The organism is Streptomyces sp. NPDC007095 (assembly GCF_040634475.1).
GTDB lineage: Bacteria > Actinomycetota > Actinomycetes > Streptomycetales > Streptomycetaceae > Streptomyces.
The window spans coordinates 21612-47186 of record NZ_JBEYFS010000056.1; the positions used below are offsets into that span (position 1 = coordinate 21612).

General features: G+C 69.9%; 27 protein-coding genes, 1 tRNA gene and 2 pseudogenes. 19 read left to right on the plus strand and 11 right to left on the minus strand.

The features are described from left to right. The first annotated feature begins 88 nt into the window (after positions 1-88). From ABZ656_RS20495 to ABZ656_RS20510, 4 genes are all read left to right on the plus strand, one after another. A complete protein-coding gene (locus ABZ656_RS20495; RefSeq protein WP_101398897.1) occupies positions 89-673 on the plus strand; it encodes an HhH-GPD-type base excision DNA repair protein in 585 nt (194 codons plus the stop codon). Between the two features lie 193 nt (positions 674-866). After that, a complete protein-coding gene (locus ABZ656_RS20500) occupies positions 867-1511 on the plus strand; it encodes an HdeD family acid-resistance protein (RefSeq protein WP_360269636.1) in 645 nt (214 codons plus the stop codon). Between the two features lie 114 nt (positions 1512-1625). Continuing rightward, positions 1626-1967, plus strand: a complete 342-nt coding sequence (locus ABZ656_RS20505) for a hypothetical protein (RefSeq protein WP_360269638.1) — start codon at positions 1626-1628, stop codon at positions 1965-1967. Between the two features lie 70 nt (positions 1968-2037). Further along, positions 2038-2184 (plus strand): hypothetical protein, encoded by a 147-nt coding sequence (locus tag ABZ656_RS20510; protein WP_180361954.1) that lies wholly within the window; start codon positions 2038-2040, stop codon positions 2182-2184. Between the two features lie 112 nt (positions 2185-2296). Here the strand turns inward: ABZ656_RS20510 and ABZ656_RS20515 are convergent. Next, positions 2297-3001: pseudogene (locus ABZ656_RS20515) on the minus strand (helicase HerA-like domain-containing protein); the annotation flags it as partial. A 105-nt stretch (positions 3002-3106) separates the two neighbouring features. Between ABZ656_RS20515 and ABZ656_RS20520 the strand changes: the two are divergent. Next, the gene (locus ABZ656_RS20520; protein WP_003999914.1) at positions 3107-3403 is read left to right on the plus strand and encodes a type II toxin-antitoxin system VapB family antitoxin; all 297 of its coding nucleotides are present in this window, start codon (positions 3107-3109) and stop codon (positions 3401-3403) included. Positions 3404-3618: 215 nt separating this feature from the next. Then, complete coding sequence (locus tag ABZ656_RS20525; protein ID WP_101398901.1) at positions 3619-4272, plus strand: LytR C-terminal domain-containing protein; 654 nt, start codon at positions 3619-3621, stop codon at positions 4270-4272. 151 nt (positions 4273-4423) lie between these two features. Here the strand turns inward: ABZ656_RS20525 and upp are convergent, their stop codons facing one another. Beyond that, the gene (gene upp, locus ABZ656_RS20530; RefSeq protein WP_101403573.1) at positions 4424-5059 is read right to left on the minus strand and encodes a uracil phosphoribosyltransferase; all 636 of its coding nucleotides are present in this window, start codon (positions 5057-5059) and stop codon (positions 4424-4426) included. A 96-nt stretch (positions 5060-5155) separates the two neighbouring features. On the opposite strand from upp, the gene ABZ656_RS20535 reads away from it, so the two are divergent. The 9 genes from ABZ656_RS20535 (at position 5156) to ABZ656_RS20575 (ending at position 10867) form a co-directional block, all read left to right on the plus strand. After that, the gene (locus tag ABZ656_RS20535; RefSeq protein WP_360269674.1) at positions 5156-5527 is read left to right on the plus strand and encodes a hypothetical protein; all 372 of its coding nucleotides are present in this window, start codon (positions 5156-5158) and stop codon (positions 5525-5527) included. A 265-nt stretch (positions 5528-5792) separates the two neighbouring features. Then, the gene (locus ABZ656_RS20540; RefSeq protein WP_101398905.1) at positions 5793-6335 is read left to right on the plus strand and encodes a hypothetical protein; all 543 of its coding nucleotides are present in this window, start codon (positions 5793-5795) and stop codon (positions 6333-6335) included. A gap of 176 nt (positions 6336-6511) precedes the next feature. Next, positions 6512-6943: a tRNA adenosine(34) deaminase TadA gene (gene tadA / locus ABZ656_RS20545; RefSeq protein ID WP_101398907.1), complete on the plus strand. Its 432-nt coding sequence runs from the start codon at positions 6512-6514 to the stop codon at positions 6941-6943. 74 nt (positions 6944-7017) lie between these two features. Continuing rightward, positions 7018-7102, plus strand: a tRNA-Ser gene (locus ABZ656_RS20550). Between the two features lie 152 nt (positions 7103-7254). Beyond that, entirely contained in the window at positions 7255-7434 is a 180-nt protein-coding gene (locus ABZ656_RS20555; protein WP_101398909.1) for a hypothetical protein, read from the plus strand. A gap of 40 nt (positions 7435-7474) precedes the next feature. Continuing rightward, positions 7475-7768: a Dabb family protein gene (locus ABZ656_RS20560; RefSeq protein ID WP_101398911.1), complete on the plus strand. Its 294-nt coding sequence runs from the start codon at positions 7475-7477 to the stop codon at positions 7766-7768. Between the two features lie 346 nt (positions 7769-8114). Then, a complete protein-coding gene (locus tag ABZ656_RS20565) occupies positions 8115-8939 on the plus strand; it encodes an RNA polymerase sigma factor SigF (protein ID WP_360269670.1) in 825 nt (274 codons plus the stop codon). A 244-nt stretch (positions 8940-9183) separates the two neighbouring features. Further along, positions 9184-10092, plus strand: coding sequence for an RNA polymerase sigma factor SigF (locus tag ABZ656_RS20570; protein WP_101398915.1), 909 nt, complete (start codon positions 9184-9186; stop codon positions 10090-10092). A 484-nt stretch (positions 10093-10576) separates the two neighbouring features. Beyond that, positions 10577-10867, plus strand: a complete 291-nt coding sequence (locus ABZ656_RS20575; protein WP_360269641.1) for a hypothetical protein — start codon at positions 10577-10579, stop codon at positions 10865-10867. Between the two features lie 42 nt (positions 10868-10909). On the opposite strand, the gene ABZ656_RS20580 is transcribed toward ABZ656_RS20575, so the two are convergent. Beyond that, positions 10910-11107, minus strand: coding sequence for a hypothetical protein (locus ABZ656_RS20580; RefSeq protein WP_054235117.1), 198 nt, complete (start codon positions 11105-11107; stop codon positions 10910-10912). 510 nt (positions 11108-11617) lie between these two features. Between ABZ656_RS20580 and ABZ656_RS20585 the strand changes: the two genes are divergently transcribed. The 4 genes from ABZ656_RS20585 to ABZ656_RS20600 all read left to right on the plus strand — a co-directional run bounded on the left by ABZ656_RS20585 (position 11618) and on the right by ABZ656_RS20600 (position 16096). Next, positions 11618-12109, plus strand: a complete 492-nt coding sequence (locus tag ABZ656_RS20585) for a MarR family transcriptional regulator (RefSeq protein WP_067377003.1) — start codon at positions 11618-11620, stop codon at positions 12107-12109. Between the two features lie 18 nt (positions 12110-12127). Beyond that, positions 12128-14656: an MFS transporter gene (locus ABZ656_RS20590; protein ID WP_101398919.1), complete on the plus strand. Its 2529-nt coding sequence runs from the start codon at positions 12128-12130 to the stop codon at positions 14654-14656. Positions 14657-14762: 106 nt separating this feature from the next. Further along, complete coding sequence (locus ABZ656_RS20595; RefSeq protein ID WP_101398921.1) at positions 14763-15584, plus strand: YceI family protein; 822 nt, start codon at positions 14763-14765, stop codon at positions 15582-15584. Positions 15585-15625: 41 nt separating this feature from the next. After that, positions 15626-16096, plus strand: coding sequence for a PPOX class F420-dependent oxidoreductase (locus ABZ656_RS20600; protein ID WP_360269644.1), 471 nt, complete (start codon positions 15626-15628; stop codon positions 16094-16096). 49 nt (positions 16097-16145) lie between these two features. Here ABZ656_RS20600 and ABZ656_RS20605 read toward each other — a convergent pair whose 3' ends face one another. The 8 genes and pseudogenes from ABZ656_RS20605 to ABZ656_RS20640 all read right to left on the minus strand — a co-directional run bounded on the left by ABZ656_RS20605 (position 16146) and on the right by ABZ656_RS20640 (position 25555). After that, complete coding sequence (locus ABZ656_RS20605; protein ID WP_101398925.1) at positions 16146-16919, minus strand: TetR/AcrR family transcriptional regulator; 774 nt, start codon at positions 16917-16919, stop codon at positions 16146-16148. 50 nt (positions 16920-16969) lie between these two features. Continuing rightward, positions 16970-17630, minus strand: a pseudogene (locus ABZ656_RS20610) (MFS transporter); the annotation flags it as partial. Between the two features lie 57 nt (positions 17631-17687). After that, complete coding sequence (locus ABZ656_RS20615) at positions 17688-19949, minus strand: glycosyltransferase family 39 protein (protein WP_360269646.1); 2262 nt, start codon at positions 19947-19949, stop codon at positions 17688-17690. Then, complete coding sequence (locus ABZ656_RS20620; RefSeq protein ID WP_360269648.1) at positions 19946-21493, minus strand: bifunctional glycosyltransferase family 2/GtrA family protein; 1548 nt, start codon at positions 21491-21493, stop codon at positions 19946-19948. The genes ABZ656_RS20615 and ABZ656_RS20620 overlap by 4 nt, the downstream gene beginning before the upstream one ends. Before the next feature lie 14 nt (positions 21494-21507). After that, positions 21508-23148, minus strand: a complete 1641-nt coding sequence (locus ABZ656_RS20625; RefSeq protein ID WP_101398931.1) for a HAMP domain-containing sensor histidine kinase — start codon at positions 23146-23148, stop codon at positions 21508-21510. After that, entirely contained in the window at positions 23145-23885 is a 741-nt protein-coding gene (locus ABZ656_RS20630) for a response regulator transcription factor (protein ID WP_054235077.1), read from the minus strand. Before ABZ656_RS20630 ends, ABZ656_RS20625 begins: the two co-directional genes overlap by 4 nt. A gap of 218 nt (positions 23886-24103) precedes the next feature. Further along, positions 24104-24946, minus strand: coding sequence for an amidohydrolase family protein (locus ABZ656_RS20635; protein WP_360269672.1), 843 nt, complete (start codon positions 24944-24946; stop codon positions 24104-24106). Between the two features lie 255 nt (positions 24947-25201). After that, positions 25202-25555: an antibiotic biosynthesis monooxygenase gene (locus tag ABZ656_RS20640; RefSeq protein WP_360269650.1), complete on the minus strand. Its 354-nt coding sequence runs from the start codon at positions 25553-25555 to the stop codon at positions 25202-25204. Between the last annotated feature and the right edge of the window lie 20 nt (positions 25556-25575).

The window sequence follows — 25575 nt, forward strand, 5'->3', positions numbered from 1 at the left end:
CACCACGAGGCAACGGGTGAACGCCATGGACTACTGGCGCACGGAGGCCTGAGAGGCGTTCCGCATCCTCACGCGGGATCATCGAGGCATGGACGTCGGTCTTCACATCGCCCAGGATCCCGAAGCGGACGCGCTGCTCAGCCGCAGTCCCCTCGCCGCCCTGACCGGGATGCTGCTGGACCAGCAGGTGCCGATGGAGTGGGCGTTCAAGGGACCGCGCACGATCGCCTCACGCATGGGTGCGGACGAGTTGGACGCGCACGAGATCGCCGCGTACGACCCGGAGAAGTTCGCCGCGCTGCTCACCGCGAAGCCGGCCGTGCATCGCTATCCCGGGTCCATGGCCAAGCGGATCCAGCAGCTGTGCCAGTACCTCGTGGAGCACTACGACGGGGACGCGGCCAAGGTCTGGGAGGGCGTCAAGACGGGCGATGAGCTGCTGCGGCGGCTCAAGGAACTGCCCGGCTTCGGCGCCCAGAAGGCCCAGATCTTCCTGGCCCTCCTCGGCAAGCAGTTCGGTGTGCGGCCCAAGGGCTGGCGCGAGGCGGCGGGGGCGTACGGCGAGCCGAACTCCTTCCGCTCCGTCGCCGACATCACCGACCCGGAGTCCCTGGCGAAGGTCCGCGCCCACAAACAGGAAATGAAGGCCCAGGCGAAGGCCTCCGGCAAGTAGCCTCCCTGCCCTCGCCCGAGCGCCGGCGCACATCTTTCAGTCCGTCCGGCGTTTGAGGACGAGGCCGTTCAGGCCGAACGGGGGTCTGGGGGCGGAGCCCCTGGGATGTGACGGGTGGGGGCGGCGGGGGCGAGGGTCCGTCGGATGGGTCACCGCGGTGGCAGGACGGCCCCGCCCGGCCAGAGCATGGAGCATGAGTGAGGTACCGAACACCCCCCACCACGGCCCGCAGTACGACGACCGCCACATCCACGACCGCGAGCCACACGTCACTCCCGAAGGCCCCCTGCACCTCATCGCCCGCAGCGCCTGGCAAGCCGTTCTGCTCGCCGGCATCGCGGCCTTCGTCCTGGGCGTGCTGGTGCTGGTCTGGCCGGGCGCCTCCCTGCTCGCCGCGGGCGTGCTCTTCGGCCTCTACCTGCTCTTCAGCGGCGTACTCCAGCTCGTCGCCGCGTTCGGCACCCACGTCGCGACCTCGCTGCGCGTCATGGCCTTCATCAGCGGTGCCCTCTCGATCCTGCTCGGCCTGTTCTGCTTCCGGGGCCCGATGCAGTCGACCCTCCTGCTCGCCCTGTGGATCGGCATCGGCTGGCTGTTCCGCGGCATCACCCAGACCCTGGCCGCCGCGTCCGACCCGACCGTGCCGGCCCGCGGCTGGCAGATCTTCCTCGGGATCGTCAGTTTCCTCGCGGGGATCGTCCTGATCGTGTCCCCGTTCACCTCGGTCGCCGTCCTCACCCTCGTCGGCGGCTGCTGGCTCATCGCGGTCGGCGTCACGGAAATCGTCACGGCGTTCGTGATCCGCGGCCGCGCCAAGCAGATCCCGGCCGTCGTCTGACCGCACGACGAGTCCACGCCGTACGTCAACTCCGCGCCTCACCCGTAGCCCATGAGGGCGGATCTCGCCGCCGATCCGATGAACCACCCACTCCGGATGGGGACACGACCTCCTATGAGCCCCTCTGCGCACCGCCGGCCGCGCCCGCCGCACCGGCACGCGTGGATGCGGGTTCTGACGCTCCTCGTCGTCACGATCCTCGCGGCGGGCACCCACGTCGACACCCTCGCCCCGACCCCCGTCGTGGCCTCCGCCGGAACGGACTGCGGCGCCGAACACGACGTACTCGACACGGCCCTTCGCCCGCCCACCCGGCAGGACCACCGCCTCCTCAACCCGCTGCGCCCCGAACCGACCGCTCCCGACGGCCCGGAGCCGGCGCCCCGCCCCCGTCGCGTACCGCCGTCGCACTCCCGCACGCTGCACGCCCTGCGCTCAGTGGTCCTGCGCTGCTGACAGGCCCGGCCCGGCCTCCGGACCGTCCCCGCCAGTCAGTCAGTGAACCAGCGAACGCAAGGACACAGTCATGCCCACCGACCCGTACGCGGTCCTGCGCGCCCTCCTGCGCGCGGAAGCCGTCCGCAACACGCCCAAGCCGCAGCCCGAGTCCAGGCCCGCGCCGGATGCCCGGCAGGTGCGGACGCCCTCGCCCAAGGAGCACGGAAACAGCTAGGCACAACGGCCAGGCACAACCGAGGGAACACCGAGGCGGGCGCCCCGACCGCGTGCGGGGCGCCCGCCTCACCTCCTGTCATCTGTCATCTGTCAGCTGACAGATGACAGCTCTGCGCCTCGAAGGCGGTCAGGGAGCGCAGGATCACGCCCGCCGTCGCGGGCGACAGGCCACCGATGCCCTTCGGCTCCGCCTTGCCCTCGTCCGAGGCCAGGAAGGTGACGACGGCCCGCAGGTCCTTGAGGTCGAACAGTTCCAGACCCTTCTGGTCGGCGTAGTGGAAGATCAGGCCGAGCGACTGCTCCTGGGTCTGGTTGAGCTGGAGCACCTTGGACAACAGCGCCGGGCCGAAGCTGGTGACCGTCGCCCGTACGGGGATGCCCTTGCCCATGCCGCCGAGCGCGTAGAACTCGGCCGGGCAGGCGGTCGGCGTCCACTCCTGGTGGACCTCCTGGGCACGCGCCAGCAGCCTGTCGTTCGACACGCCCGGCGCCGAGATCCCGGAGACATCACCCTTGATGTCGGCGAGGAACACCGGCACGCCCTGCGCGGACGACTGCTCGGCGATCAGCTGCAGCGTCTTGGTCTTGCCGGTGCCGGTGGCTCCGGCGACCAGCCCGTGCCGGTTGAGCACGGGCAGCGGAATGCGGATCCGGGCGTCCGGCAGACACCGCCCGTCCCAGAGCAGCGCGCCCAGGTCGAACGCGGGTCCGGAGAACGCGTAACCGGAGGCGATCTCCAGGGCTTCCTGGGGGAGCCCACGGGCGCCGCTCACACCTTCGGGTGCCACCGCGGGAGGTGCTTCGCTGTCGCTCATATCAGGCCCATGTTCCCGGTTTGCACTGATTTACGACGTCTTTTCCAGCGTCGCACTACGTCGCCATGGCTGCGCCCGGAAGGTCTGGGCCGGTAGGCTTTCCGTGTGATCTTCAAGCGCATCGGAAACGGACGGCCGTACCCCGACCACGGCCGGGAAAGCACCCGGCAGTGGGCGGACGTCGCGCCGCGCCCGGTCCGCCTCGATCAGCTCGTGACGACCAAGGGCCAGCTGGACCTGGAGACCCTCCTCGCCGAGGACTCCACGTTCTACGGCGACCTGTTCGCGCACGTAGTGAAGTGGCAGGGCGACCTGTACCTCGAGGACGGCCTGCACCGCGCCGTACGCGCCGCGCTGCAACAGCGCCAGGTGCTCCACGCACGTGTGCTCGAACTCGACTGAGACGACTTCGACTGAGACCGCGTCGGCCGGGACGAACTCGACCGAGACGAACTCGGCCGAGACCGGGCGCAGGGACGCGAGGGCCTCTTCGAGGCCCGGGATCCCCGCTCGTTGACCCTTTTGGGTTGGACTGAGCCTCGACCGATGATCATTTAGTAGGAATCACCGCCGCGGCACACTACGCTGCGCCCATGAGCATGCTCACTCCCCCTGGCATGGGCGGCCAGTACCGGATCACGGGGGACAAATACCCACGGATGCGCCGACCCCGGGGGCGTCGCAGGCTCGTGTTCCTGGTCGTCGCCTCCGTCACCGCGCTAGGGCTGATCGGGTGGGGAACCCTGCAGCTCATCGATGTCTTCACCGGCAAGGGCGACAAGGCCACGGCGGCCGGTGCGAAGGACGACTGCACGTCCAAGGCCGGCCCGTCGGCCAAAGCGACCACGGCGTCCACGGCGACCACCGCGTCCACCGCCGCCGGGACGCTTCCCAGGCCCGGACAGATCACCGTCAACGTACTCAACGCCACGCCACGCAGCGGGCTCGCCAAGCAGACCGCGGACGAGCTGAAGAAGCGCGGGTTCCGCATCGGTGACGTGGGCAACGCGACGGCCACGTACGACAAGAAGGTCAACGGCGCCGGGATACTGCTCGGCGCCAAGGGAGCCGCACAGGCCGCGCTGCCGGTACTCGGCACGCAGCTGTCCGGCGCCGAGGTGAAGACGGACGGCCGCGCCCAGGCCGACCGGGTCGACCTGATCATCGGCACCAGCTTCAAGAGCCTCACGAAGAAGGAGGACGCCGACAAGGCCCTGGCCACCCTGTCCGGACCCCAGCCGGCCGCGTCCGCTTCTCCGAAGAACTGCTGAACAGCCGAGAACAGCGAGGGCTGCCGGCAGCCCCATAGGGCCGTCGACAGCCTTCGTGAGACCGCTGAGGGCCCAAGGGACGACTCAGGGCCCCGTAGGGCCGCGACGGTCCCGCGCAGGCCCGTCGCAGGTCCCGCCGAGGTGCGGGAACCTACTCGGCCGCCCCGTACATCCGGTCCCCCGCGTCGCCCAGCCCCGGCACGATGTAACCGTGCTCGTTGAGCCGTTCGTCGACCGACGCGGTCACGACCGTCACCGGCGTGCCCGCGAGCTCGCGCTCCATGACCTCGACGCCCTCCGGGGCGGCGAGCAGCACCACGGCGGTGACGTCGTCGGCGCCGCGCTTGATCAGCTCCTGGATCGCCGCGACGAGCGTGCCGCCGGTGGCCAGCATCGGGTCGAGGACGTACACCTGGCGCCCGGAGAGGTCGTCCGGCATCCGGGTCGCGTACGTGGAGGCCTGGAGCGTCTCCTCGTCGCGCACCATGCCCAGGAAGCCCACCTCGGCGGTCGGCAGCAGCCGCACCATGCCGTCGAGCATGCCGAGGCCCGCACGCAGGATCGGCACGACCAGCGGGCGCGGGTAGGACAGCTTGACGCCCGTGGTGGAGGCGACCGGGGTCACGATGTCGACCTGCTCGGTGCGCACGTCCCGGGTGGCCTCGTAGGCGAGCAGGGTGACCAGCTCGTCGGCGAGCCGCCGGAAGGTCGCGGAGTCGGTGCGCCGGTCGCGCAGGGTGGTGAGCTTATGGGCGACCAGGGGGTGGTCGACGACGTGGAGACGCATGCCCATAACAGTAGCCGTGCCCCCGTGTCCCTCGCGCTGGCATCAAACCGCCCGTCAGGGGGAAAGCGGTAGGGACCGACCTGGGGTGGTGGGCCTATGCCGGACCGGGAAAAGGAGTCCCCGGAGCAGTTGGAGCGACTCGGACGAGCCGAGGGGGCCGAACCCGCCCAACGGCCCGTACGACTTCGCCGCGTCGAACCATCCGAACAATCCGAACGGGCGGAGCGGGCCGAACCGGCCGAACGGGCCGAACCGGCCGAACGGGCCGAACGGGCGGAGCGGGCCGAACCGGCCGAACCGGCCGAACGGATCAGGCAGCCGGAGACGGACGCCGAGCGCCGGCGGCGCCGGGCCCAGTTCCTCCGGGACCTGACCGAGGCGCGCGAGCTGCGTGACCGCGTCCAGCCCCGCCGCGCCAAGGTCGCCCGCCTCCGTCACGCCATGCGCATGCGCAGCTTCCGTTGGTAGCTCCGTTGGTGGCTCCTTTTGCAGCTCCTTGGTGATCCGCCCACGCCGTGAGGGCGGGGACATGCACACACGACGCCGAGGGCCGCGTACGATCCGCTGTTAGCGATCAAAAGAGGCAGACACAGCAGGCCGAAGACGTCCCCTGAACGCTCTGTTTCTGCCACGATTCCGAGTGGGTGGGGTCTCGGAGCAGCACTCCCCGCCCAATCGACCTCCGCCGGGGGGACCCCCAACCGGCACGCCTATGACCAGTGGGAGAGTCACGGTGTACTTCGCCGCACTGCTCGCGCGCACCGAAGACGGGTGGGAAGCGAGCGACACAGAGCTCGACGATGTGGAGACCCTGTCGGATCTGACCGATCTGGCCCGTGAAGCCTCGGAGGAGGACACGGTGCTCGTACTCATCGAGCAGGAGGACGCGTGGTTCGGCGTCGTCCGCGTGGACGGTGAGGAGGACCCTCGCATCTACGTCTCGGACGCCGCAGCCGCTGCCCGCAGCTCGTACGGCGAGATCCTGCTCACGGACGAACTACTAGGACGGGAGCCCGGCGACGACGACGCCGACCTGGACTCCCTCGACCTGGACGGCACCGAGGACGGTGAACCCGACGACGCACACGACTCCGAGGACGACGAGGAGGAGAGCGTCTCCGGCGAGATCGTCTCGCACAGCCCCGTCGGGGACCGCGAGATCCTCGCCGACCTCGGTGTGAGCGAGAAGGAACTGCTCGCCCTGGACGAAGGCGACGCGCTCAGCACGATCGCCGAAGCCCTGGGAGCGGCGGAGGTCCTGGAGACCGTCCGCTAGATCCTGATCCGCCGGACAGGTCCTGGGACCTGATCCGGAAGGCAGGTTCCGGCTCCCGCGGCTTCCGGGGGAGGCGGTTTTCCGGGCGAGCCCGATAGATTTCCCGGGTGAGCCCGACAAAAGAGACCTTTCCAGCAGATCCGGCAGATCCGGTACGCGACCGCTGGCGGGCCGCGATGCGGCTCGCCCTGGACGAGGCCCACCGGGCCGTCCAGGGCGGGGATGTTCCCGTCGGCGCCGTCGTGCTGTCCACGGACGGTACGACGGTGCTCGCGACCGGACACAACGAACGCGAGGCCACGGGCGATCCGACGGCGCACGCCGAGGTGCTCGCGATCCGCGGGGCCGCCCAGCGGCTCGGCGAGTGGCGGCTGACCGGCTGCACGCTCGTCGTCACCCTGGAGCCCTGCACGATGTGCGCGGGCGCACTCGTCCAGTCCCGGGTCGACCGGGTCGTCTACGGCGCCCGCGACGAGAAAGCGGGCGCGGCCGGTTCCGTCTGGGACCTCGTACGCGACCGCCGGCTCAACCACCGCCCCGAGGTGATCGGGGGCGTACTCGAGGACGAGTGCGCGAGTCTGCTCACCCGTTTCTTCCGCGACCGCTGACTCCACGGGGCGGCGGGACCGGCGGCGGGAAACGGATTTCAGACCATGGCCCACCTTGGGGTAGGGTCTCCCTCGGTAGCGTGTCCGAGCGGCCGAAGGAGCTCGCCTCGAAAGCGAGTGTGGCGCAAGTCACCGAGGGTTCAAATCCCTCCGCTACCGCTTGAGAAGGGCCCCGTCGCAAGACGGGGCCCTTCGTGCGTACGGCAAAGGACCTAGGCCAGCGGGCCGTTGGTCCAAAAAAGTGGGGTGGAGGTTACACTCACCGCCGGCACAGGGGGCCCAGTGGGCGCAGCAGTCACAGGGAGGCCGCGATGGCGGTGAATTCGAAGAAGCTCGCCGTCTACATACTCGTCGTCTTCGCGCTGTACGTGATCATCACGGATCCGGCGAAGGCGGCCGACTACGTCCAGATAGGGTTCGAGGGCATTTCGACCGCCGCCCGGTCCATCGGCGACTTCATGACGTGGATCGCCGACGGGGCCAAGAACTGATCGGCCGCCCCCGCACGGCCCGTACCACCAGGGAGTACCCGTGATCCGCCATCTGGTCCTCTTCAAGCTCAACGAAGGCGTCGAGCGTGACGACCCCCGCGTCGTCGAGGGCGTGGCCGCCTTCCGCCCGCTCGGCGACCAGATCCCCGAGCTGCGGTTCTGGGAGTGCGGCTGGAACATCACCGACCGGCCCGTCGCGTACGACTTCGCGATCAACTCCGCGGTCGACGACTCCGACGCCCTGAAGCGGTACTTGGAGCATCCCGCACACCAGGCGGGCGTCGCGCTGTGGCACGAGTTCGCGACCTGGGTGATCGCCGACTATCCGTTCTGAACCGATCCGAGCCGACGCGCTCTGGGCCCCTCGCCGGAAACCGGTGAGGGGCTTTTCCGCTTCTTATGCCCCAACTCTCCCTAAATCCTGTTCAACACGGTGTTATCCGGTGCTTGCACACAGTGCACATGTCTTGTGATGCTATGACCGCTTTTGACGGATGAGTTGATGGATCTGACGGATCATAGAGGTGGAGTTGACCGTGCCGGCCAGTACTGCGCCTCAAGCACCGCCACAGGAAATCCCCAAGGAACACATCACCACGGAACCCATCACCCAGGAACGCGTCAGCCCCGAGCGGATCGCTCCTGAGCACATCGCCCACGAACGCGTCACCCCCGAGAGGATCGCTCCTGAGCACATCGCCCACGAACGCGTCACCCCTGAGCAGGTCACCCCTGAGCGACGTCGAGGCGCCGACACCCGGGCCCTCACCCAGCTGCTCTTCGGCCAGCTCAAGACGCTGGAGCCGGGCACCACGGAGCACGACCGCGTACGCGGGGCGCTCATCGAGGCGAACCTGCCGCTCGTGCGGTACGCGGCCGCCCGCTTCCGCTCCCGCAACGAGCCGATGGAGGATGTGGTCCAGGTCGGCACCATCGGCCTGATCAACGCGATCGACCGCTTCGACCCCGACCGCGGCGTACAGTTCCCGACCTTCGCGATGCCGACCGTCGTCGGCGAGATCAAGCGGTACTTCCGCGACAACGTCCGCACCGTCCACGTACCCCGCCGACTGCACGAGCTGTGGGTGCAGGTGAACAGCGCGACGGAGGACCTGACGACGGCCTTCGGGCGCTCCCCCTCGACCGCCGAGATCGCCGAGCGGCTGCGCATCACCGAGGAGGAGGTGCTGTCCTGCATCGAGGCCGGACGCTCGTACCACGCGACCTCGCTCGAAGCCGCCCAGGAGGGTGACGGGCTGCCCGGACTGCTCGACCGGCTCGGCTACGAGGACCCGGCCCTCGACGGAGTCGAACACCGCGACCTCGTCCGCCATCTCCTCGTACAACTGCCCGAGCGCGAGCAGCGGATCCTTCTCCTCCGCTACTACAGCAATCTGACGCAGTCACAGATCAGCGCGGAACTGGGAGTCTCCCAGATGCATGTGTCAAGGCTGCTCGCCCGGAGCTTCGCACGGCTGCGATCCGCAAACAGGATCGAGGCGTAACCGACAAGAGCGAATCGCTCAAGGGCTCCTTTTCCGACAGTTCAGCGTCGAAAAACCGTCAGACCCTCCTTTTCCAGGGCCGATTCATCCCTTCCATGTCGACATGTCACTACAGCGTGTTGCCGACATGTGACATTCTCCCCGAAGAGCGTTTGCCGCGGCCCCGCCGCCGGTATTCAGGTGGAGGCTGCGTTCCTCCGACGGGAGCGTCCGCCGCGACCGTCCGCGACCCAAAGGGGGTGGCATGTCCGCAGACCAGGGCAGCTCGAAGGTGCTCACGCTCACGAAGAGCGAACCGGCGCCCGACGCGCTTCACGATGTCCCGGCCCTTCCGGCCCCCGATGCCGCTCCGGCCCCCGAAGCCGTCCAGGCGGCCCCCGAGACCTCGGGAGCCATCGACACCCGCACCCTGTCCCGCTCCTTGTTCCTGCGGCTCGCCGCACTCGGCGAGAACAGCCCCGAGCGTCCCTACGTCCGGGACACCCTCATCGAGCTCAACCTCCCGCTCGTGCGGTACGCGGCGGCCCGCTTCCGCTCCCGCAACGAGCCGATGGAGGACATCGTCCAGGTCGGCACCATCGGCCTGATCAAGGCGATCGACCGCTTCGACTGCGAACGCGGCGTGGAGTTCCCGACGTTCGCGATGCCGACGGTCGTCGGCGAGATCAAGCGGTTCTTCCGTGACACCTCGTGGTCCGTTCGCGTCCCGAGGCGCCTCCAGGAGCTGCGCCTGGCCCTCACCAAGGCCAGCGACGAGCTCTCCCAGAAGCTCGACCGCTCCCCGACCGTCGCCGAACTCGCCGCGGTCCTGGGTGTGTCGGAGGAGGACGTCGTCGACGGCCTCGCGGTCGGCAACGCCTACACGGCCTCCTCCCTCGACTCCCCGGCCCCCGAGGACGACGGCGGCGAGGGCTCCCTCGCGGACCGCCTCGGCTACGAGGACACCGCCCTGGAAGGCGTCGAGTACCGCGAGTCGCTGAAGCCGCTGCTCGCCAAACTCCCGCCCCGCGAGCGCCGGATCATCATGCTGCGCTTCTTCGCCAACATGACCCAGTCGCAGATCGGCGAGGAGGTCGGCATCTCACAGATGCACGTCTCCCGCCTCCTCACCCGCACCCTGGCCCAGCTCCGCGAGGGCCTGATCTCCGACTGAGACCCCCTGCCCGACCCTTCATAATTGACGGATCGTCAGCCACACTGGCGCGATGCGTCGAGCGACTTGGCTCCGTGGCCGTCGAGGCGCCCTGGTGGGCGCCTCGACGGCTGTTGTCTGCCTGGGTGCCGTACTGGCCGCGTGCGGGGACGGCGGGAGCGGCGGCGGATACGTGGCGGTGGGAGCGCCGGCCGATTCGGGACCCGTCGTGGCCCCGACCGGAAACGTCTCGCTGACCCCGCTGCCCGGGTCCACGCAAGCCGCCAAAGGGGCCCCTCAGCAGGGCAGTTCACCCCCGCGGCCCCCACTTTCCGCTTCGCCCGGTGCGGCAACGAGCCGCGGCGACGACAACTCTTCCCGTACGAGGGCCGGTTCGGGCACCGCCTCGGCGCCCCCCGCTCGGCCGACCCCGGGTTCCACGGCAAGTACCGGTCCCCCTGGTACCCCCGGTTCCCCCGGTCCCGTCGGCCCCGCCGTTCTCGACGTGGGCGAGCCCGCGCGGGAGGCCACCGACAGGCGCTGGTGCGAGAAGGTGACCGTCTCCTTCCGCAACACCGGTGACAGCGCCGTGCGTTCGGGCACGGTGACCCTCGGGACGCACATCATCGGGGCGCTCGGCATCGACTGGGCGACGATCGACTCGACGCGGGATCTGCCGGCTCCGATCGCGGCCGGAGCGGGCAGCACGAAGACCTGGACGGTGTGCGTCGACGACTGGCGCGTGCCGCTCGGCATGCACATCGAGACGCGGGACGTGTCCGTCCAGTGGAAGTGACCCGCCTCCACCGGTCCTGCCGGCGGGGCGGGCGGGTTGCCCTTACGCCAGCGCGAGCCACGCCACGGCGGCCACGACCGCCACGGCGACGACGATGCCGATGATCAGGCCGATGCGGGGGCCCGCCGGGGCGGCCGCCTGCTGCTGCCGGGCCTGGGGGCCCTCGTCGACGAAAGCGCGGAACATCTGGGTGCTACCCGCGGGGTCGTAGTTGCCCTCGGGGCCCTGGGTGTTTGCCATGGCCCAGGACCCTAGCGAATACACGCCCCCTACCCAAGCGCCGGGTTCCCCTCGCCCCCGTTCCCCCGGTTCCGGATGGCGTGGGCGGCGAGCTGGATGCCCCCGGCAGGCAGCGCCCCGCCAGGGGCGCGGGGGACCGCGCGCCCACCCTCACCGGCGGTCAGCCGAAGAGCTCCGGATCAACGGCTGGCGCACATGGAGGCCCCGCCGTCGGGAGAGGCGAGGGTGCGGGGCAGCCCTCGGCGCAGCCGAGGGCCAGGCGTCCAGTCCCCGCGGAGGCAGGGCGGAGCCCTTCGTGGGGCAGGCCAGAGCCCGGGAACGGGATGCGCCCGGGTGTGGGGGTTCCGCCGGTCCACAGCGGATTCAAAGCCGTGCGAGCCGCCCACCAGCAGGTTTACGTTCGCCAATACGTGCCTTTGCCATCTTTTTATCCCAGCGGCAGCGATATCGTTTGCCTGCAGCAACCAACTGGATTTATGGTTGCCCCAAGCAACGACTACGGGAGGTGTGATGGCCGAGCAGGCGCAGTACGAGGAATTGGCTCGTCAGCTCAGTGCCATCGGCGCCGTGAAGCGGGAGCTCGGGCGGATCCTGCCGCACGACTGCCCCGCGGGCTCCGCCGCCGTACTGACCCTCCTCGGCCGGCACGGCGACATGCGGATGAGCAAGCTCGCCGAGCTGCTCGCCGTGGACATGTCGGTGACCAGCCGCCACGTCGCCCACGTCGCCGACCGGGGCTGGATCGAACGCCTCCCCGACCCCGCCGACAAACGCTCCCGCATCCTGCGCCTCACCGACGCGGGACGCGAGCAGCTCACCGAGCTCTCCCGCCGCTCCTCGCGGCTGTTCGCCGACCGGCTGAGCGACTGGTCCGACCACGAGGTCGGCCTGCTCATCCACCTGATGGGCCGGCTGCGCGAGAGCTTCGGCGACTGCCGTGCCGTACCCCGGCCGCCCTACGTGCCGGAAGCAACCGAACTGACCACCCGTACACCCGCGTAAGACAAGAGAAGGAAGCCCATGGCAACGACCACACCAGCCGGTGTGCGGGCTCACGCCAAGCACGGAGGTGGACCCTCCGACGGCACCCCGATGACACACCGCCAGATCATGGAGGCGCTCTCCGGCCTGCTGCTCGGCATGTTCGTCGCGATCCTGTCGTCGACGATCGTCACCAACGCACTCCCCGAGATCATCGGCGACCTCGGCGGCGGCCAGTCCGCCTACACCTGGGTCGTCACGGCCTCGCTGCTGGCCATGACCGCGACCACGCCTCTGTGGGGCAAGCTCTCCGACCTGTACAGCAAGAAGGCGCTCGTACAGATAGCCCTCGTCATCTACGTGCTGGGATCGGCCGCCGCCGGCCTGTCCCAGAACCCCGGCATGCTCATCGCGTGCCGTGTGGTCCAGGGCGTCGGTGTCGGCGGTCTGTCCGCCCTCGCCCAGATCGTCATGGCGGCGATGATCTCCCCGCGCGAGCGCGGCCGGTACTCCGGCTACCTCGGCGCGACCTTCGCCGTCGCAACCGTCGGCGGCCCGCTGCTCGGCGGTGTCATCACCGACACCTCGTGGCTCGGCTGGCGCTGGTGCTTCTACGTCGGCGTGCCCTTCGCGATCATCGCGCTGATCGTGCTGCAGAAGACCCTGCACCTGCCCACCGTGAAGCGGGACGTGAAGGTCGACTGGGCCGGCGCGTTCTTCATCTCCGCCGCGGTCTCGCTGCTGCTGGTCTGGGTCACCTTCGCCGGTGACAAGTACGACTGGGTGTCGTGGCAGACGTACGCGATGGTGGGCGGCGCGATCGTCCTCGGTCTGCTCTTCGTGCTCGTCGAGTCCAAGGCGAGCGAGCCGATCATCCCGCTGCGGCTGTTCCGCAACCGCACCATCACCCTCTCCTCCCTCGCCTCGCTCTTCGTGGGCGTCGCGATGTTCACCGGCACGGTCTTCTTCAGCCAGTACTTCCAGCTGGCCCGGGACAAGTCCCCGACGATGTCGGGCGTGATGACCATCCCGATGATCGGCGGCCTGTTCATCGCCTCCACGGTCTCCGGCCAGGTCATCACCAAGACCGGCCGGTGGAAGTACTGGCTGGTCAGCGGCACCGTCCTCATCACCGCGGGCCTGGGCCTGCTGGGCAGCATCCGCTACGACACGACCTACTGGCACGTCGCGATCTTCATGGCGCTGCTCGGTCTCGGCGTCGGCATGACGATGCAGAACCTGGTGCTGTCCACGCAGAACCAGGTGGCCCCGTCCGACCTCGGCTCGGCCAGCTCCACGGTCACCTTCTTCCGCTCCCTCGGCGGTGCGATCGGCGTCTCCGCGCTCGGCGCGATCATGTCCACCCGGATCACCGACTACGTCAAGGACGGCCTGGCCGGCATCGACCCCAAGTACGCGGCCGCCGCGTCCGGTTCCGGCTCCGGCACCATCCCGAACATGGACTCGCTGCCCGCGCCCCTGCGCACGGTCCTCGAGAGCGCGTACGGCCACGGCATAGCCGACGTCTTCATGATCGGCTCCGCCCTGGCGCTGCTCGCCTTCTTCATCGTCCTGTTCATCAAGGAGGTCCCGCTGCGGACCTCGGGCGCGCTGGCCCAGGCCGCGGAGGCGAAGGCGGAGGCCACCGCGGCGGAGGCTCCGGCCACCGCCGAGGCACCCGCCGAGGAGAGGATCCCGAGCTGGGCGGCCGTCGCCGAGACGAGCCTCGCGGCCGGACCCGAGGGCACGCAGCGGCTCGCCGCCGTCGCCACCGCGACACGGGAGAGCGCCCCGCTGCCCGCCTCCGGCGGCATCCCGGTCCGCGGTCACGTCCGCGGCGCCGAGAGCGCCCCCGTCCCGCAGGCCGCGGTCACGCTGATCTCGCTCGCGGGACGGCAGCTGGGCCGGTCGGTCGCGCAGGCCGACGGCTCCTACGCGGTGGACGCGCCCGGCACGGGCTCGTACGTCCTGATCGCCTCCGCCGACGGCTTCCAGCCGCAGGCCTCGACGATCATCGTGAACGACGAGCCGGTGGCGTACGACATCCTGCTGAGCGGCACGAGCGGGCTGAGCGGATTCGTCCGGGCCGCCGGGACCGGTACCCCGGTCAAGGACGCCATGGTCATCGTGACCGACGTCCGCGGTGACGTGCTGGCCACCGGGACCACCGGTGAGCAGGGCCAGTTCGCCTTCGCCGAGCTGGTCCCGGGTCCGGTGACCATCGCGGTGAACGCGGCCGGCCACCGCCCGCAGGCCCTCCCCGTCGAGGTCGGCGGCGCCGGGGTCACCCGGATCGAGGTCGAGCTCAGCGCGGGCGCCCAGCTCCAGGGTGTCGTACGGGCCCCCGCCGGCCCCCTGGGCGACGCCCGGGTCACGCTGGTCGACGCGGCCGGCAACGTGATCGGCACCGCCAGGACCGGCACGGACGGCGCGTACGCCTTCACCGACCTGGACGGCGGCGAGTACACCGTCATCGCGACGGGTTACCCCCCGGTGGCGACGGCTCTCACGGTCTCCGGCCATGGCGTCGACGACCACGACATCACCCTCGCCCACCCCGGCGAGTAGTCGATACCCCGGCCCGTGGGGACGCGCGCACTCTGAGCGGAGGTGCGCCCCCCACGGGCCGGTCTCATTGCGACCGATTTTTAGTGCTTTGCAGGGAGAAAACGGGATGGGACTGACCGCACGGATTCGCACGCGGGACGGATGGGCCGTGTCGCACGCGGTCGTCACGGTGACCGACATGACGGGGACGCAGGTGCTGCGCGCCGAGGCGGACGCCGAAGGAGCCGTGCACGACCCGACCGTCCTCACGCCCGGCGCGTACACCGTGATCGTGACCGCGGTCGGGTACGCGCCCGCCGCCTCCAGCGCGATCGTCACGGCAAGCGGCCGGGCCGAGATCGGCAATGTGACCCTCGCCCGCCAGGGCGGCAACGAACTGCCGCCGCCCGGCCCCTGGACCGTCGACCCGGCGCACTCCTCCGTCGGCGCCGTCGCCCAGCACCTGGGCATCTCCAGCGTGCACGGCCGCTTCACGGACTTCAGGGCGACGATCGAGATCGCCCCGGACGACGTGTCCAAGTCGCGCGTCGAGGCCGTGATCTCCGCCGCCTCGATCGACACCGGCAACGGCATGCGCGACGGCCACCTGAAGTCCCCCGACTTCCTCGACGTCGAGAGGTACCCGCAGATCACTTACCGCTCGACCGGCCTCGCCCCGGCCGGCTCCGACCGCTGGACCGTCCACGGCGAACTCACCATGCGTGGCATCGCCCGCCCGGTCGACCTGGACCTCGCCTACCTGGGCACGGGCGCCGACCCCTGGGGCGGCACACGGGCCGCCTTCCGGGCGACGGCCGAACTCCACCGCGAGGACTTCGCCATGAACTACAACCAGGTCATCCAGGCAGGCATCTCAGCGATCGGCACCACGCTGAAGGTGGAGCTGGACGTCCAGGCGGTACAAGGGGAGTCCCTCGCACAGGCGTGAGTCAAGCGCACGTTCCCGGCGGGCAGCCTAGGCTGACTCACATGGCACCGAACATCGCTACGAACACCGCCGTGTCCCTGGACGAACTGCTCGACTTCGTACGCCCCCGCCACCGCGCCATCCTCCTGACCCGCCGTACCGACGGCAGCCCCCAGGGCTCCCCCCTGACCTGCGGGGTCGACGACGCCGGCCGGATCGTCGTCTCGACCTACCCCGAACGCGCGAAGACCCGTAACGCCAAGCGGGACGAGCGTGTCAGCCTGATCGTGCTGAGCGACGAGTGGAACGAGCCCTGGGTCCAGATCGACGGCACGGCCGAAGTCATCGACTCCCCCGAATCCGTCGAGCCGCTCGTCGAGTACTACCGGAACATCGCGGGCGAACACCCGGACTGGGACGAGTACCGGGAGGCCATGCTCAAGCAGGGCAAGTCGATCATCCGGGTCACGCCGGTGAAGTGGGGCCCGGTCGCGACGGGCGGCTTCCCGGCCCGACTGACACCCCAGGAATGACCCGGGAGTGACCCAGGAAGCCGAGGAGGAGAGGAGGAGCGGACAGGCCCTAGGCCCGGGCGACCATCGTCTCGATCCCCGCGATCAGCGTCTCCAGCGCGAACGTGAAGTCCCGCTCCCGCATCTCCTCGACCGTGTCACCGCCGCGGGCCTCCATGAGGTCCGCGGCGTTCTCGAAATTGGCGGAGAACTGCGGCTGTTCGCCGATCGTGCTCATGGCCTGACGGAAGTACTCGTCCTGGGTCATCCCCGCCGACGCGCAGCGCTGCACGAAGTGGCCCTCGATGGTGCCGAACCCGTACACGAACTGGAAGACCGCCGAGAGCGCGCCCATCTGGCCGTGCCGGGGCAGGCCGGTGTTGCGGATCACCTGCTGGACACAGAGCGAGAAGGCCATGGAGTGCGGGCCGATGTTCAGGAAGGTGCCGATCAGCGGGGACACCCAGGGGTGGCGGACCAGCAACGCGCGGTAGCCGGTGGCGAGGGAGCGGAGCTGGTCGCGCCAGTCCTCGCCCGACTCCGCGTCGGGCAGCTCCAGTTCACCGAAGACGGCGTCGAGGGCGAGCTCGAGCAGGTCGTCCTTGGTGTCGACGTACCAGTACACGGACATCGCGGTGACGTTCAGCTCGGCGGCCAGCCTGCGCATGGAGAACCTCGCCATGCCCTCGGCATCCAACAACCGTACGGTGACCTCGGTGATCCGGTCCCGGTCGAGCCCCGACGGCTGCCCGCCCCCACGCGCCGCAGCGCCCCGGGGAGCCTTGCCCTCCAGCCAGACACTGGTCCGCGCCGGACGCTCGGCACGGTCGGCTGCCCTCACCATGGCGCACCTTCCTCGGAACTCGAAACTCGCAACTCATCACTCATGACTCATCACTCATGACTCGGAACCCTGATGCTAAGCGGGCGCCACGCCGATACCGCCACCGCGGAGTCTGCCCTCTCCGCACGTCGTAGCAACGCCGCGGCCGGCAGTCCACCGAGAAGGACGGCCGCCGCGCCCACCAGTTGGCTGGTCTCCAGGCCCGACGAGAACGCGTCCGTGATCCGCCCGCGCTCCTCGTCCGAGCCCGCCGAGGCCAGTGCCGCCGGGAGCGAGGTCGCCGCCACCGGAATCAGCGCCGCGAACCGGGAGTTGAGGATCGCCCCGAGCACCGCCACGCCGAGGCCGTTGCCGAACTCGGCGAGCGTGCCGTTGACGCCCGCGCCCACGCCCGCCTTCTCCGGCGGAATCGCGGTCATGATGGCGTGTGCCATGGCCGGGTTGGCCACGGCCGCGCCCGCGCCGATCAGCAGCAGCCCGAGCAGTGTGCCGCCGTACCCGTGCGCGGCGAGCGTGGCGACCGACACCAGCCCGGCCGACATCAGCGTCATGCCGAGCGCGATCGACACCGGTGTGCCGAGTCGCGCCGTCCACTTGGCCGAGAGGCCGGAGAAGTTCAGCGCCACGACCGCGAGCGCGATCGGCGCCGTACGCAGTCCGGCTTCCAGGGGGGCCGTATCCCAGGACGAATTGGAGGTGCTGGGTGAGCAGAGCGGTGGCCCGGAGCTGGATCGCTCCGGGCCACCGCCCCGCGTACAAGACCTGCCGTCAGCTGCTGGTCGGCTGCGTCAGGTCGTAGAAGGTGGCCGAACCGACCGTCACCTTCCTGAAGTTGGCCGTGACCCACGAGCTGATCTGGGAGGAGGTGGAGGTGGTGGAGGAGGAGTTGCCGCCGCCCATCCCACCGCCCATGCTGCCGCCCGAGATGAAGTAGTGGATCTTGCCGTCCGTCACGTACTTCTTGAACTGGGCCAGCGTCGGGGACGGGTCGGTGCCGTTGAAACCACCGATCGCCATCACCGGCTTGCCGGTGGCGAGCTGGTAGCTCGCGGAGTTCTGGGAACCGATGGCCGCGGCCGCCCAGGTGTAGTCGCCCGCGTTGGTCTCCAGCAGCTTCTTGGCCGCGGAGCTGACGGTCGCGCCGTTGAGCAGACCGCCCACTCCGCCACCGCCCATGCCGCCCTCGCCCGTCGCGCCACCGCCGGGCATGCCGCCCTGCTGGTTCTGGCCCTGGGCGTTGCCGTTGCCCTGCTGGTTCTGACCGGGGAAGCCGCCGGTGCCGCCCGTGCCGCCGGTCGGGGGCTGGCCCATGCCGCCACCCTGCTGGGTGGTGCCGTTACCGCCCGGCTGGTTCTGGCCCCGAGTGTTGCCGCCACCGGGGAAACCGCCCCGCATGCCACCGCCGCCACCGGGACCACCCCGGCCGCCCATCATGCTGGCGCCCGCCGGACCGGCCGTGACGATCGAACCGGTGTGCCCGGTGTTCACCGTGGACAGCGTGTACGCCGTCGGACCCGCGACCGAGGCCACGAAGCTCAGCCCGACCGCCGCGAGGGCCAGTTGGCGGCCCAGCCTGGCCGTGAAGATCAGGCCGAGCGCGCCGGCCAGACCGCCGATGAGGACCAGCCACTTCAGCCACGGCAGGTAGGTGGGGGTGCGGTTGAGGAGGACGTATCCCCAGGCGGCGCTCGCGGTGACCGCGCCGGCGAGGGTGAGCGAGGCCCAGATCTTGCTCCGCTCCTCCCACAGCACCGTCGCGCCCATGCCGACGACAGCCGCGATGTAGGGGGCCAGGGCCACCGTGTAGTACTGGTGGAAGATGCCGGCCATGTAGCTGAAGATGATCGCCGTCATCAGCAGCGCGCCGCCCCAGGCGAGGAACGAGCTGCGCGTCAGGTCGGTCCTCTTGGCCTTGCGGGTGAGCACGATGCCCGCGACGAAGAGGATCAGCGCGGCGGGCAGCAGCCACGAGATCTGGCTGCCGATCTCCGAGTTGAACATCCGGTTCCAGCCGGTCTCGCCCCACTGGCCGGTGCCACCGCCGCCGCCACCACCGACACTGCCGGTCTCGTCGCCGTTGATGCGGCCGAGGCCGTTGTAGCCGAAGGTCAGCTCGAGGAAGGAGTTGTTCTGCGAGCCGCCGATGTACGGGCGCGAGGACGCGGGCCACAGCTCCACGACCGCCACCCACCAGCCGCCGGCGACGACCATCGCCACCGCCGAAAGACCCAGCTGGGCGAACCGCTTCCTGAGCTGCACCGGCGCGCAGACCGCGTACACGACCGCGAGCGGCGGCAGGATCAGGAAAGCCTGCAGGGTCTTCGCCAGGAACGCGAAGCCGACCGCGACACCAGCCCGGACCAGCCACTTCGTCCGGCCGTCCTCCAGAGCGCGGACCACGCAGTAGATCGTGACGGTCATCAGCAGCGCGAGCATCGCGTCCGGGTTGTTGAACCGGAACATCAGCGCGGCGACGGGAGTGAGCGCGAGCACCGCGCCCGCGATCAGACCGGCCGCTGGGCTGAAGCGACGGCGCAGGGCCCCGTACAGGACGCCGACCGTGGCGACGCCCATGAGTACCTCGGGGACGAGGATCGCCCACGAGTTGAGGCCGAAGATCCGTACCGACAGGGCCATCGGCCACAGCGAGGCCGGGGGCTTGTCGACGGTGATGGCGTTGGCCGAGTCGAGCGAGCCGAAGAAGAGGGCCTTCCAGCTCTGGCTGCCGGCCTGGACGGCCGCGGAGTAGAAGGAGTTGGCGTACCCGGAGGCGCTCAGGTTGTAGAGGTAGAGCAGGCCGGTGGCGACGAGCAGGGCGAGGAAGGCGGGGCGCACCCAGCGCGGATCCTCGGGCCGGCCGCGCCAGACGCGGTGGAAGAACGGCTGCTTGGGCTCACCGGACCGGGGGGCCGCGGTGGGCGGCGCCCCGGGCTCCTGCAGAGCCGTCGAGCTCGGCGGTCCCCAGGAGAGCTCGGCGCCCCCGGAAGGGCTCGCGCCCCCCTGATGGCTCGTGTCGGACTGAGTCGTCATCGTGCGTCCCTCGTGTCCCTCGGGTCGTGATCGTGCGGGCGCACCGCTTGCAGCTGCATGGTTGCGTCCCCCCAGGTGCGGTCCGCGGCTTCACCGGCGCGGAACTCGTCGGTCTGGTTGTGGTCGTAGTTGATGTACGGAGCTTGGGGCGCCGTCGCGTTCGGGCGCTGGGGCAGCGGCGTGTGCGGGTGCTGCGGGTGCGGGTGCTGCTGGTGCGGGTGCTGCTGGTGCGCCGCCGTCGTCGTGCCGTAGGTGGGCGAGGCCGGGTTGTGCGAGGCGACGACTGTCGAGGCCGCCGTCTCGTCACGCCGGTCCGGGAAGACCCAGGCGCGGAAGAGCAGGAACCGCAGCACGGTCGCCGCGAGGTTGGCGGCGATGAGCACCGCGAGTTCGGTGGAGTGCGCCGGGCTGCTCGTCGCCGCGTTCAGGGCGGCGAGCGAGCCGCTGGTGAGGGCGAGGCCGATGCCGAAGACGACCAGGCCCTGCGCCTGGTGCCGGACCGCGCTGCCGCGGCCGCGGACGCCGAAGGTCAGACGGCGGTTGGCCGCGGTGTTGGCGACGGCCGAGACGAGCAGGGCGAACGCGTTGGCGATCTGCGAGCCCGAGAACGAACGGAAGGCGCTGTACAGGAGCAGGTAGAAGAGGGTGGACAGGGCGCCCACCACGCAGAAGCCGACGAGCTGGCGGGCCAGGCCCTTGGGTACGTCGGTCAGGTCGCGGTCGCGCGGATCGTCCCCGAAGGGGCGCGCGAGCCGGTCGAGCGGGAGCGAACCGGTGGCGAGGGCGCGCCCGACGCGCCACACGCCCTTCAGGTCGTCGGTCGCGGTCTTCGCGATGTGCACGGTCGAGTTCGGGTCGTCGACCCAGTCGACCGGCACCTCGTGGATGCGCAGTCCGGCGCGCTCGGCGAGCACCAGCATCTCGGTGTCGAAGAACCAGCCGGTGTCCTCGATCAGCGGCAGCAGTACCTGGGCGACATCGCGGCGGATCGCCTTGAAGCCGCACTGCGCGTCCGAGAAGCGTGCCTGCAGCGAGCCGCGCAGGATCAGGTTGTAGGTGCGGCTGATGAACTCCCGCTTGGCACCGCGCACCACGCGCGAGCTGCGGGCGAGCCGGGAGCCGATCGCGAGGTCCGAGTGGCCCGAGATCAGCGGGGCCACCAGCGGGAGGAGAGCGTTGAGGTCGGTGGACAGGTCCACGTCCATGTAGGCGAGGATCGGAGCGTCCGAGGCCGACCACACGGTGCGCAGCGCGCGCCCGCGGCCCTTCTGCTCAAGCCGGAAGGACCTGACTTCCGGTATCTCCGACTCCAGCCGTGCGGCCACCTGAGGGGTGGCGTCCGTAGAGGCGTTGTCCGCGACCGTGATGCGGAACGCGTACGGAAAGGTGCGCTTGAGATGCTCGTGCAGTCTCACCACACACGGCTGGAGATCCTTCTCCTCGTTGTAAACGGGGATCACTACGTCCAGGACAGGCGTACCGGCGGACCCGGCCGGGAGGTGCTCCCGCGCCGGCAGGTTGCCGGGAGAAGAGTCGGTTCGCATGCGAACGACTCTCGTCAAACGCCCTGTTGCACCCATGTGGTGGCGCTGTGCTGTGCCTGTGAGAACAGTTGCGCCTTTGTTTCCACGAACGGATCGACGGCGATCGCGGGCAAATGGAGGGTGAACACGGTTCGTCCGGGCATGCTGTCCACGGTGACGGCACCGCCGTGCGCGGCGGCGACGGCCTGCACGATGGCCAGTCCCAGGCCCGTCGAGCCGGAGGACCGGGAACGCGAGGAATCACCGCGTGCGAAGCGTTCGAAGACGCGCGGAAGCAGGTCGGGCGGGATGCCGGGCCCGTCGTCCTGGACGTCCACGCACAGCCACGGCCCGTGCCGGTGCACGCGTGCGGTGACGGTCGTACCGGGCGGGGTGTGCGTTCTGGCGTTCGCGAAGAGATTGACCATGACCTGTTGCAGCCGTGCGGCGTCCGCGAGGACGAGCGCGGGCTCCTCCGGCAGTTCGAGCCGCCAGTTGTGGTCGCGTCCGGCCGCCCGGGCGTCGCTCACGGCGTCGATGACAAGCGGTACCAGATCGGTCTGGTCGTACTGGAGCGGGCGTCCGGCGTCCAGCCGCGCGAGCAGCAGCAGGTCCTCCACCAGTCCGGTCATCCGGCTGGCCTCGGACTCGATCCGGCCGAGGGCGTGCCGGGTGTCGGGCCCGGTCTCCTCGCGGCCGCGTCTGGTCAGCTCGGCGTAACCTCGGATCGACGCCAGCGGAGTACGCAGCTCATGACTCGCGTCCGCGACGAACTGCCGTACGCGCATCTCGCTCTGCTGGCGTGCGTGCAGGGCGCTGTGGATGTGGTCGAGCATGCGGTTGAGCGCGGCGCCGACCTGACCGACCTCGGTGTGCGGGTCGGCCTCGGACTCCGGAACCCGCTCGTAGAGGGTGACCTCGCCGGTGTGCAGGGGGAGTTCGGAGACACGGGTGGCGGTGTTGGCGACCTTGCGGAGGGGGCGGGTGGCCACGCCGACGAGCACATACCCGGCGATGCCGGCAGCGACCAGGCCGGCGGCGGTGACGCTGATCTCGACGAGGATGAGGGTGTCGATGTTGTCATCGACGTCCTTGGTGGGCAGCGCGATGTAGTAGGCGTCGCTGCTGTCCCGGCTCGCCACGTACTTCACGAGGTAGTTCCCGAGCCCCGGGATCTCCACGCTGTGGGCCTTGTTGTCCTTCGGTACGGCCTCCAGCGCCTTCTTCTGCACCGCGGTGAGACTGCCGGCGAACATCCTCTTGAAGAGGCCGTCGTTGTCGTTCTGCTGCCTGGCAACGGCGGCGGAGATGATCGAGCCGTTCTGCACGTACGCGGCGACGGTCTTGGGCTGCGTCGGGCCCTTGGTCAGCAGGTTGTCGATCTTATCGCTCGGTGTGGCAGTGGCCGCCGAGGAGGAGTTCGGGTTCCCAGGCTCCGCACCGGGGCTCGCGCCACCCGGAACCTGCTGCATGTGACCGACCGCGCGCATGGCGATGTCGGTCACCTTGCCGTCCAGCTGCTGATACAGGTGGTCGCGCAGGGCCAGGGTGGTCACGGTGCCGATCACCGCACACACCACGGCGATCAGCGACACGGACGCGACGACGAGCCGCGTCCGCAGCGTGCGCGGCTGTCGTCCTCGCCCCTGCTTACGCGGCCGTCGTCGCCCGCTCATGAGGCCGCGGGCTTGATCAGGTAACCGGCCCCACGCCTGGTGTGGATCATCGGCTCACGTCCGGCGTCGATCTTGCGGCGCAGGTACGAGATGTAGAGCTCGACGACATTGGCCTGGCCGCCGAAGTCGTACGACCACACGCGGTCGAGTATCTGTGCCTTGCTGAGTACACGCCGGGGATTACGCATGAGAAACCGCAGGAGTTCGAACTCCGTCGCGGTGAGGTGGATGTTCTCCCCGGCACGCGAGACCTCGTGGCTGTCCTCGTCGAGGGTGAGGTCGCCGACGACGAGCACGGAGTCGGAGCGCCGGTCGGCGGCACCGGAACGGCGGATCAGTCCGCGCAGCCGGGCCACGACCTCTTCGAGGCTGAAGGGCTTGGTGACGTAGTCGTCGCCGCCGGCCGTCAGCCCCGCGATGCGGTCCTCGACGGCGTCCTTGGCCGTGAGGAAGAGGACGGGCACGTCGGGCAGATCGCGGCGCAGTCGCCCCAGGACCGCGAGGCCGTCCATGTCCGGCAGCATCATGTCGAGAACAACGGCGTCGGGCCGGAACTCGCGCGCGGTCTGCACCGCACCCTGCCCGTCACCCGCGCTGCGGATCTGCCAGCCTTCGTAGCGAAGGGCCATGGAGAGCAGCTCGGTGATCGACAGCTCGTCGTCCACTACCAGCACTCGGACGGGGCTCCCGTCCGGCCTCAGCAGTTCGGTGCGCCCCTGGGGCGAGGTCGTGGTCATAGCGGACACCTTGTCGGGGTCCTCTGAGAGCACGCTTTCGGGCACCTGTGATTTCCCTGAGAAACACACAGGTGCCTCTCAGGGAACTCCTGGGAAGATCACGAGGTCCCCGAGGGACGTCCTTGGACGTTCCTGGGCGTCCCGCCAAGGGACTGATCCGGGCGTCCCGTTCAGGGACTGATCAGGCGTCCCGCTCAGGAACCGATCAGGCGTCCCGCTCAGGAACCGATCGTGAAGAGACGCGCACCGTTCTCGTAGCAGACCGCCCTCAGCCAGTCGTCCCCCAGCCCGAGCCGTTCGAGGGCGTGCAGCTGGTGGACGTACGGATAGGGGATGTTCGGGAAGTCGGTCCCCAGCAGGACCCGTTCACCGAGGGCGGCGAGCCGGGTCCTGGCCTCCCGGGGAAACGGCGCGAACCGCTCGCTGAAGTCCGTGAACGCCATCGTCGTGTCCAGCCGCACCTCCCCGTAGCGCTCCGCGAGGGCGAGGAAGTCCTCGTACTCGGGCATCCCCATGTGCGCCACGATCAGCCGCAGCCGGGGATGCCGGGCGAGGACACGGGCGACCGGCTCGGGCCCGGTGTGCTTGCCCGGCGCGGGGCCGGACCCGCAGTGGATCACGACGGGGACCCCGGCCTCGGCGAGCAGCCCCCAGGTGGAGTCGAGGAGTTGATCACTCGGGTCGTACCCCCCGACCTGGACGTGCGCCTTGAAGACGCGAGCCCCTCGCTCGAGGGCCTCCCGCACATACCCCTCGACGCCCGGCTCGGGGAACAGGGTCGCGGTGTGCAGACAGTCGGGCATCCGGCTGGCGAAGTCGACGGCCCAGGAGTTGAGCCACTGCGCCATGCCGGCCTTGTGCGGGTAGAGCATCGCGGTGAAGGCTCGAACCCCGAACTCCCGGATCACCGCGAGCCGTTCGCTCTCCTCCGCGCGGTAGGTGATGGGCCACTCGACGCCGCCGGTCAGCGGCCCGAGCGCGTCGAAGTAGTCCCACACCTTGCGCAGGACGCGCTCGGGCATGAAGTGCGTGTGGACATCGACGAGCCCCGGAAGCCCCAGCCGCTCCCAGAACCGCCGTACGCTCTCCCCGCCAGACCCGCCCTCCCCACCCTCCCCGTCAGACCCGTCAGACCCGTCAGCCGCGCACACGCTCGCCTCCTGCCACTCCGCCCTGCCTCCTTGCTCCGCCCAGTCCCCGTGTCCTGCTCGGGCCCGATGCCCTGCTCAGTCCCGATGCCCTGCTCAGTCCCGATGCCCTGCTCAGTCCCGATGCCCTGCTCAGTCCCGATGCCCTGCTCAGTCCCGATGCCCTGCTCAGTCCCCCGGAGTCCGCTCGAACTCATGGCTCCGCTCGACCTTGGCGATGTGCAGCGTGTAGCGCTCGTACCATTCGGCGCGGCCTCGCCGCTGTGCCGCGCGGTGCTCGGCGTGCCCGCTCCACTTCCGGATCGCGTCCGCGTCCCGGAAGTACCCGACGGTGATCGCCAGCCCGCCCGGCGTGCGCGCGTAGTCCATGCCGAGGTAGCCCGGGATGTCCTTCACCAGCTCCTCCATACGCTCGTTGGTCTCTCCGTACCCTCTGTCGTCCTCGGTCCTGACGGAGGTGAACACGGCGGCGTAGTAGGGGGGTTCGTGGGCTGCGACAGGTGTAATGGAGTGATCGCTCATGGCAACCACTGTCGGGCCGG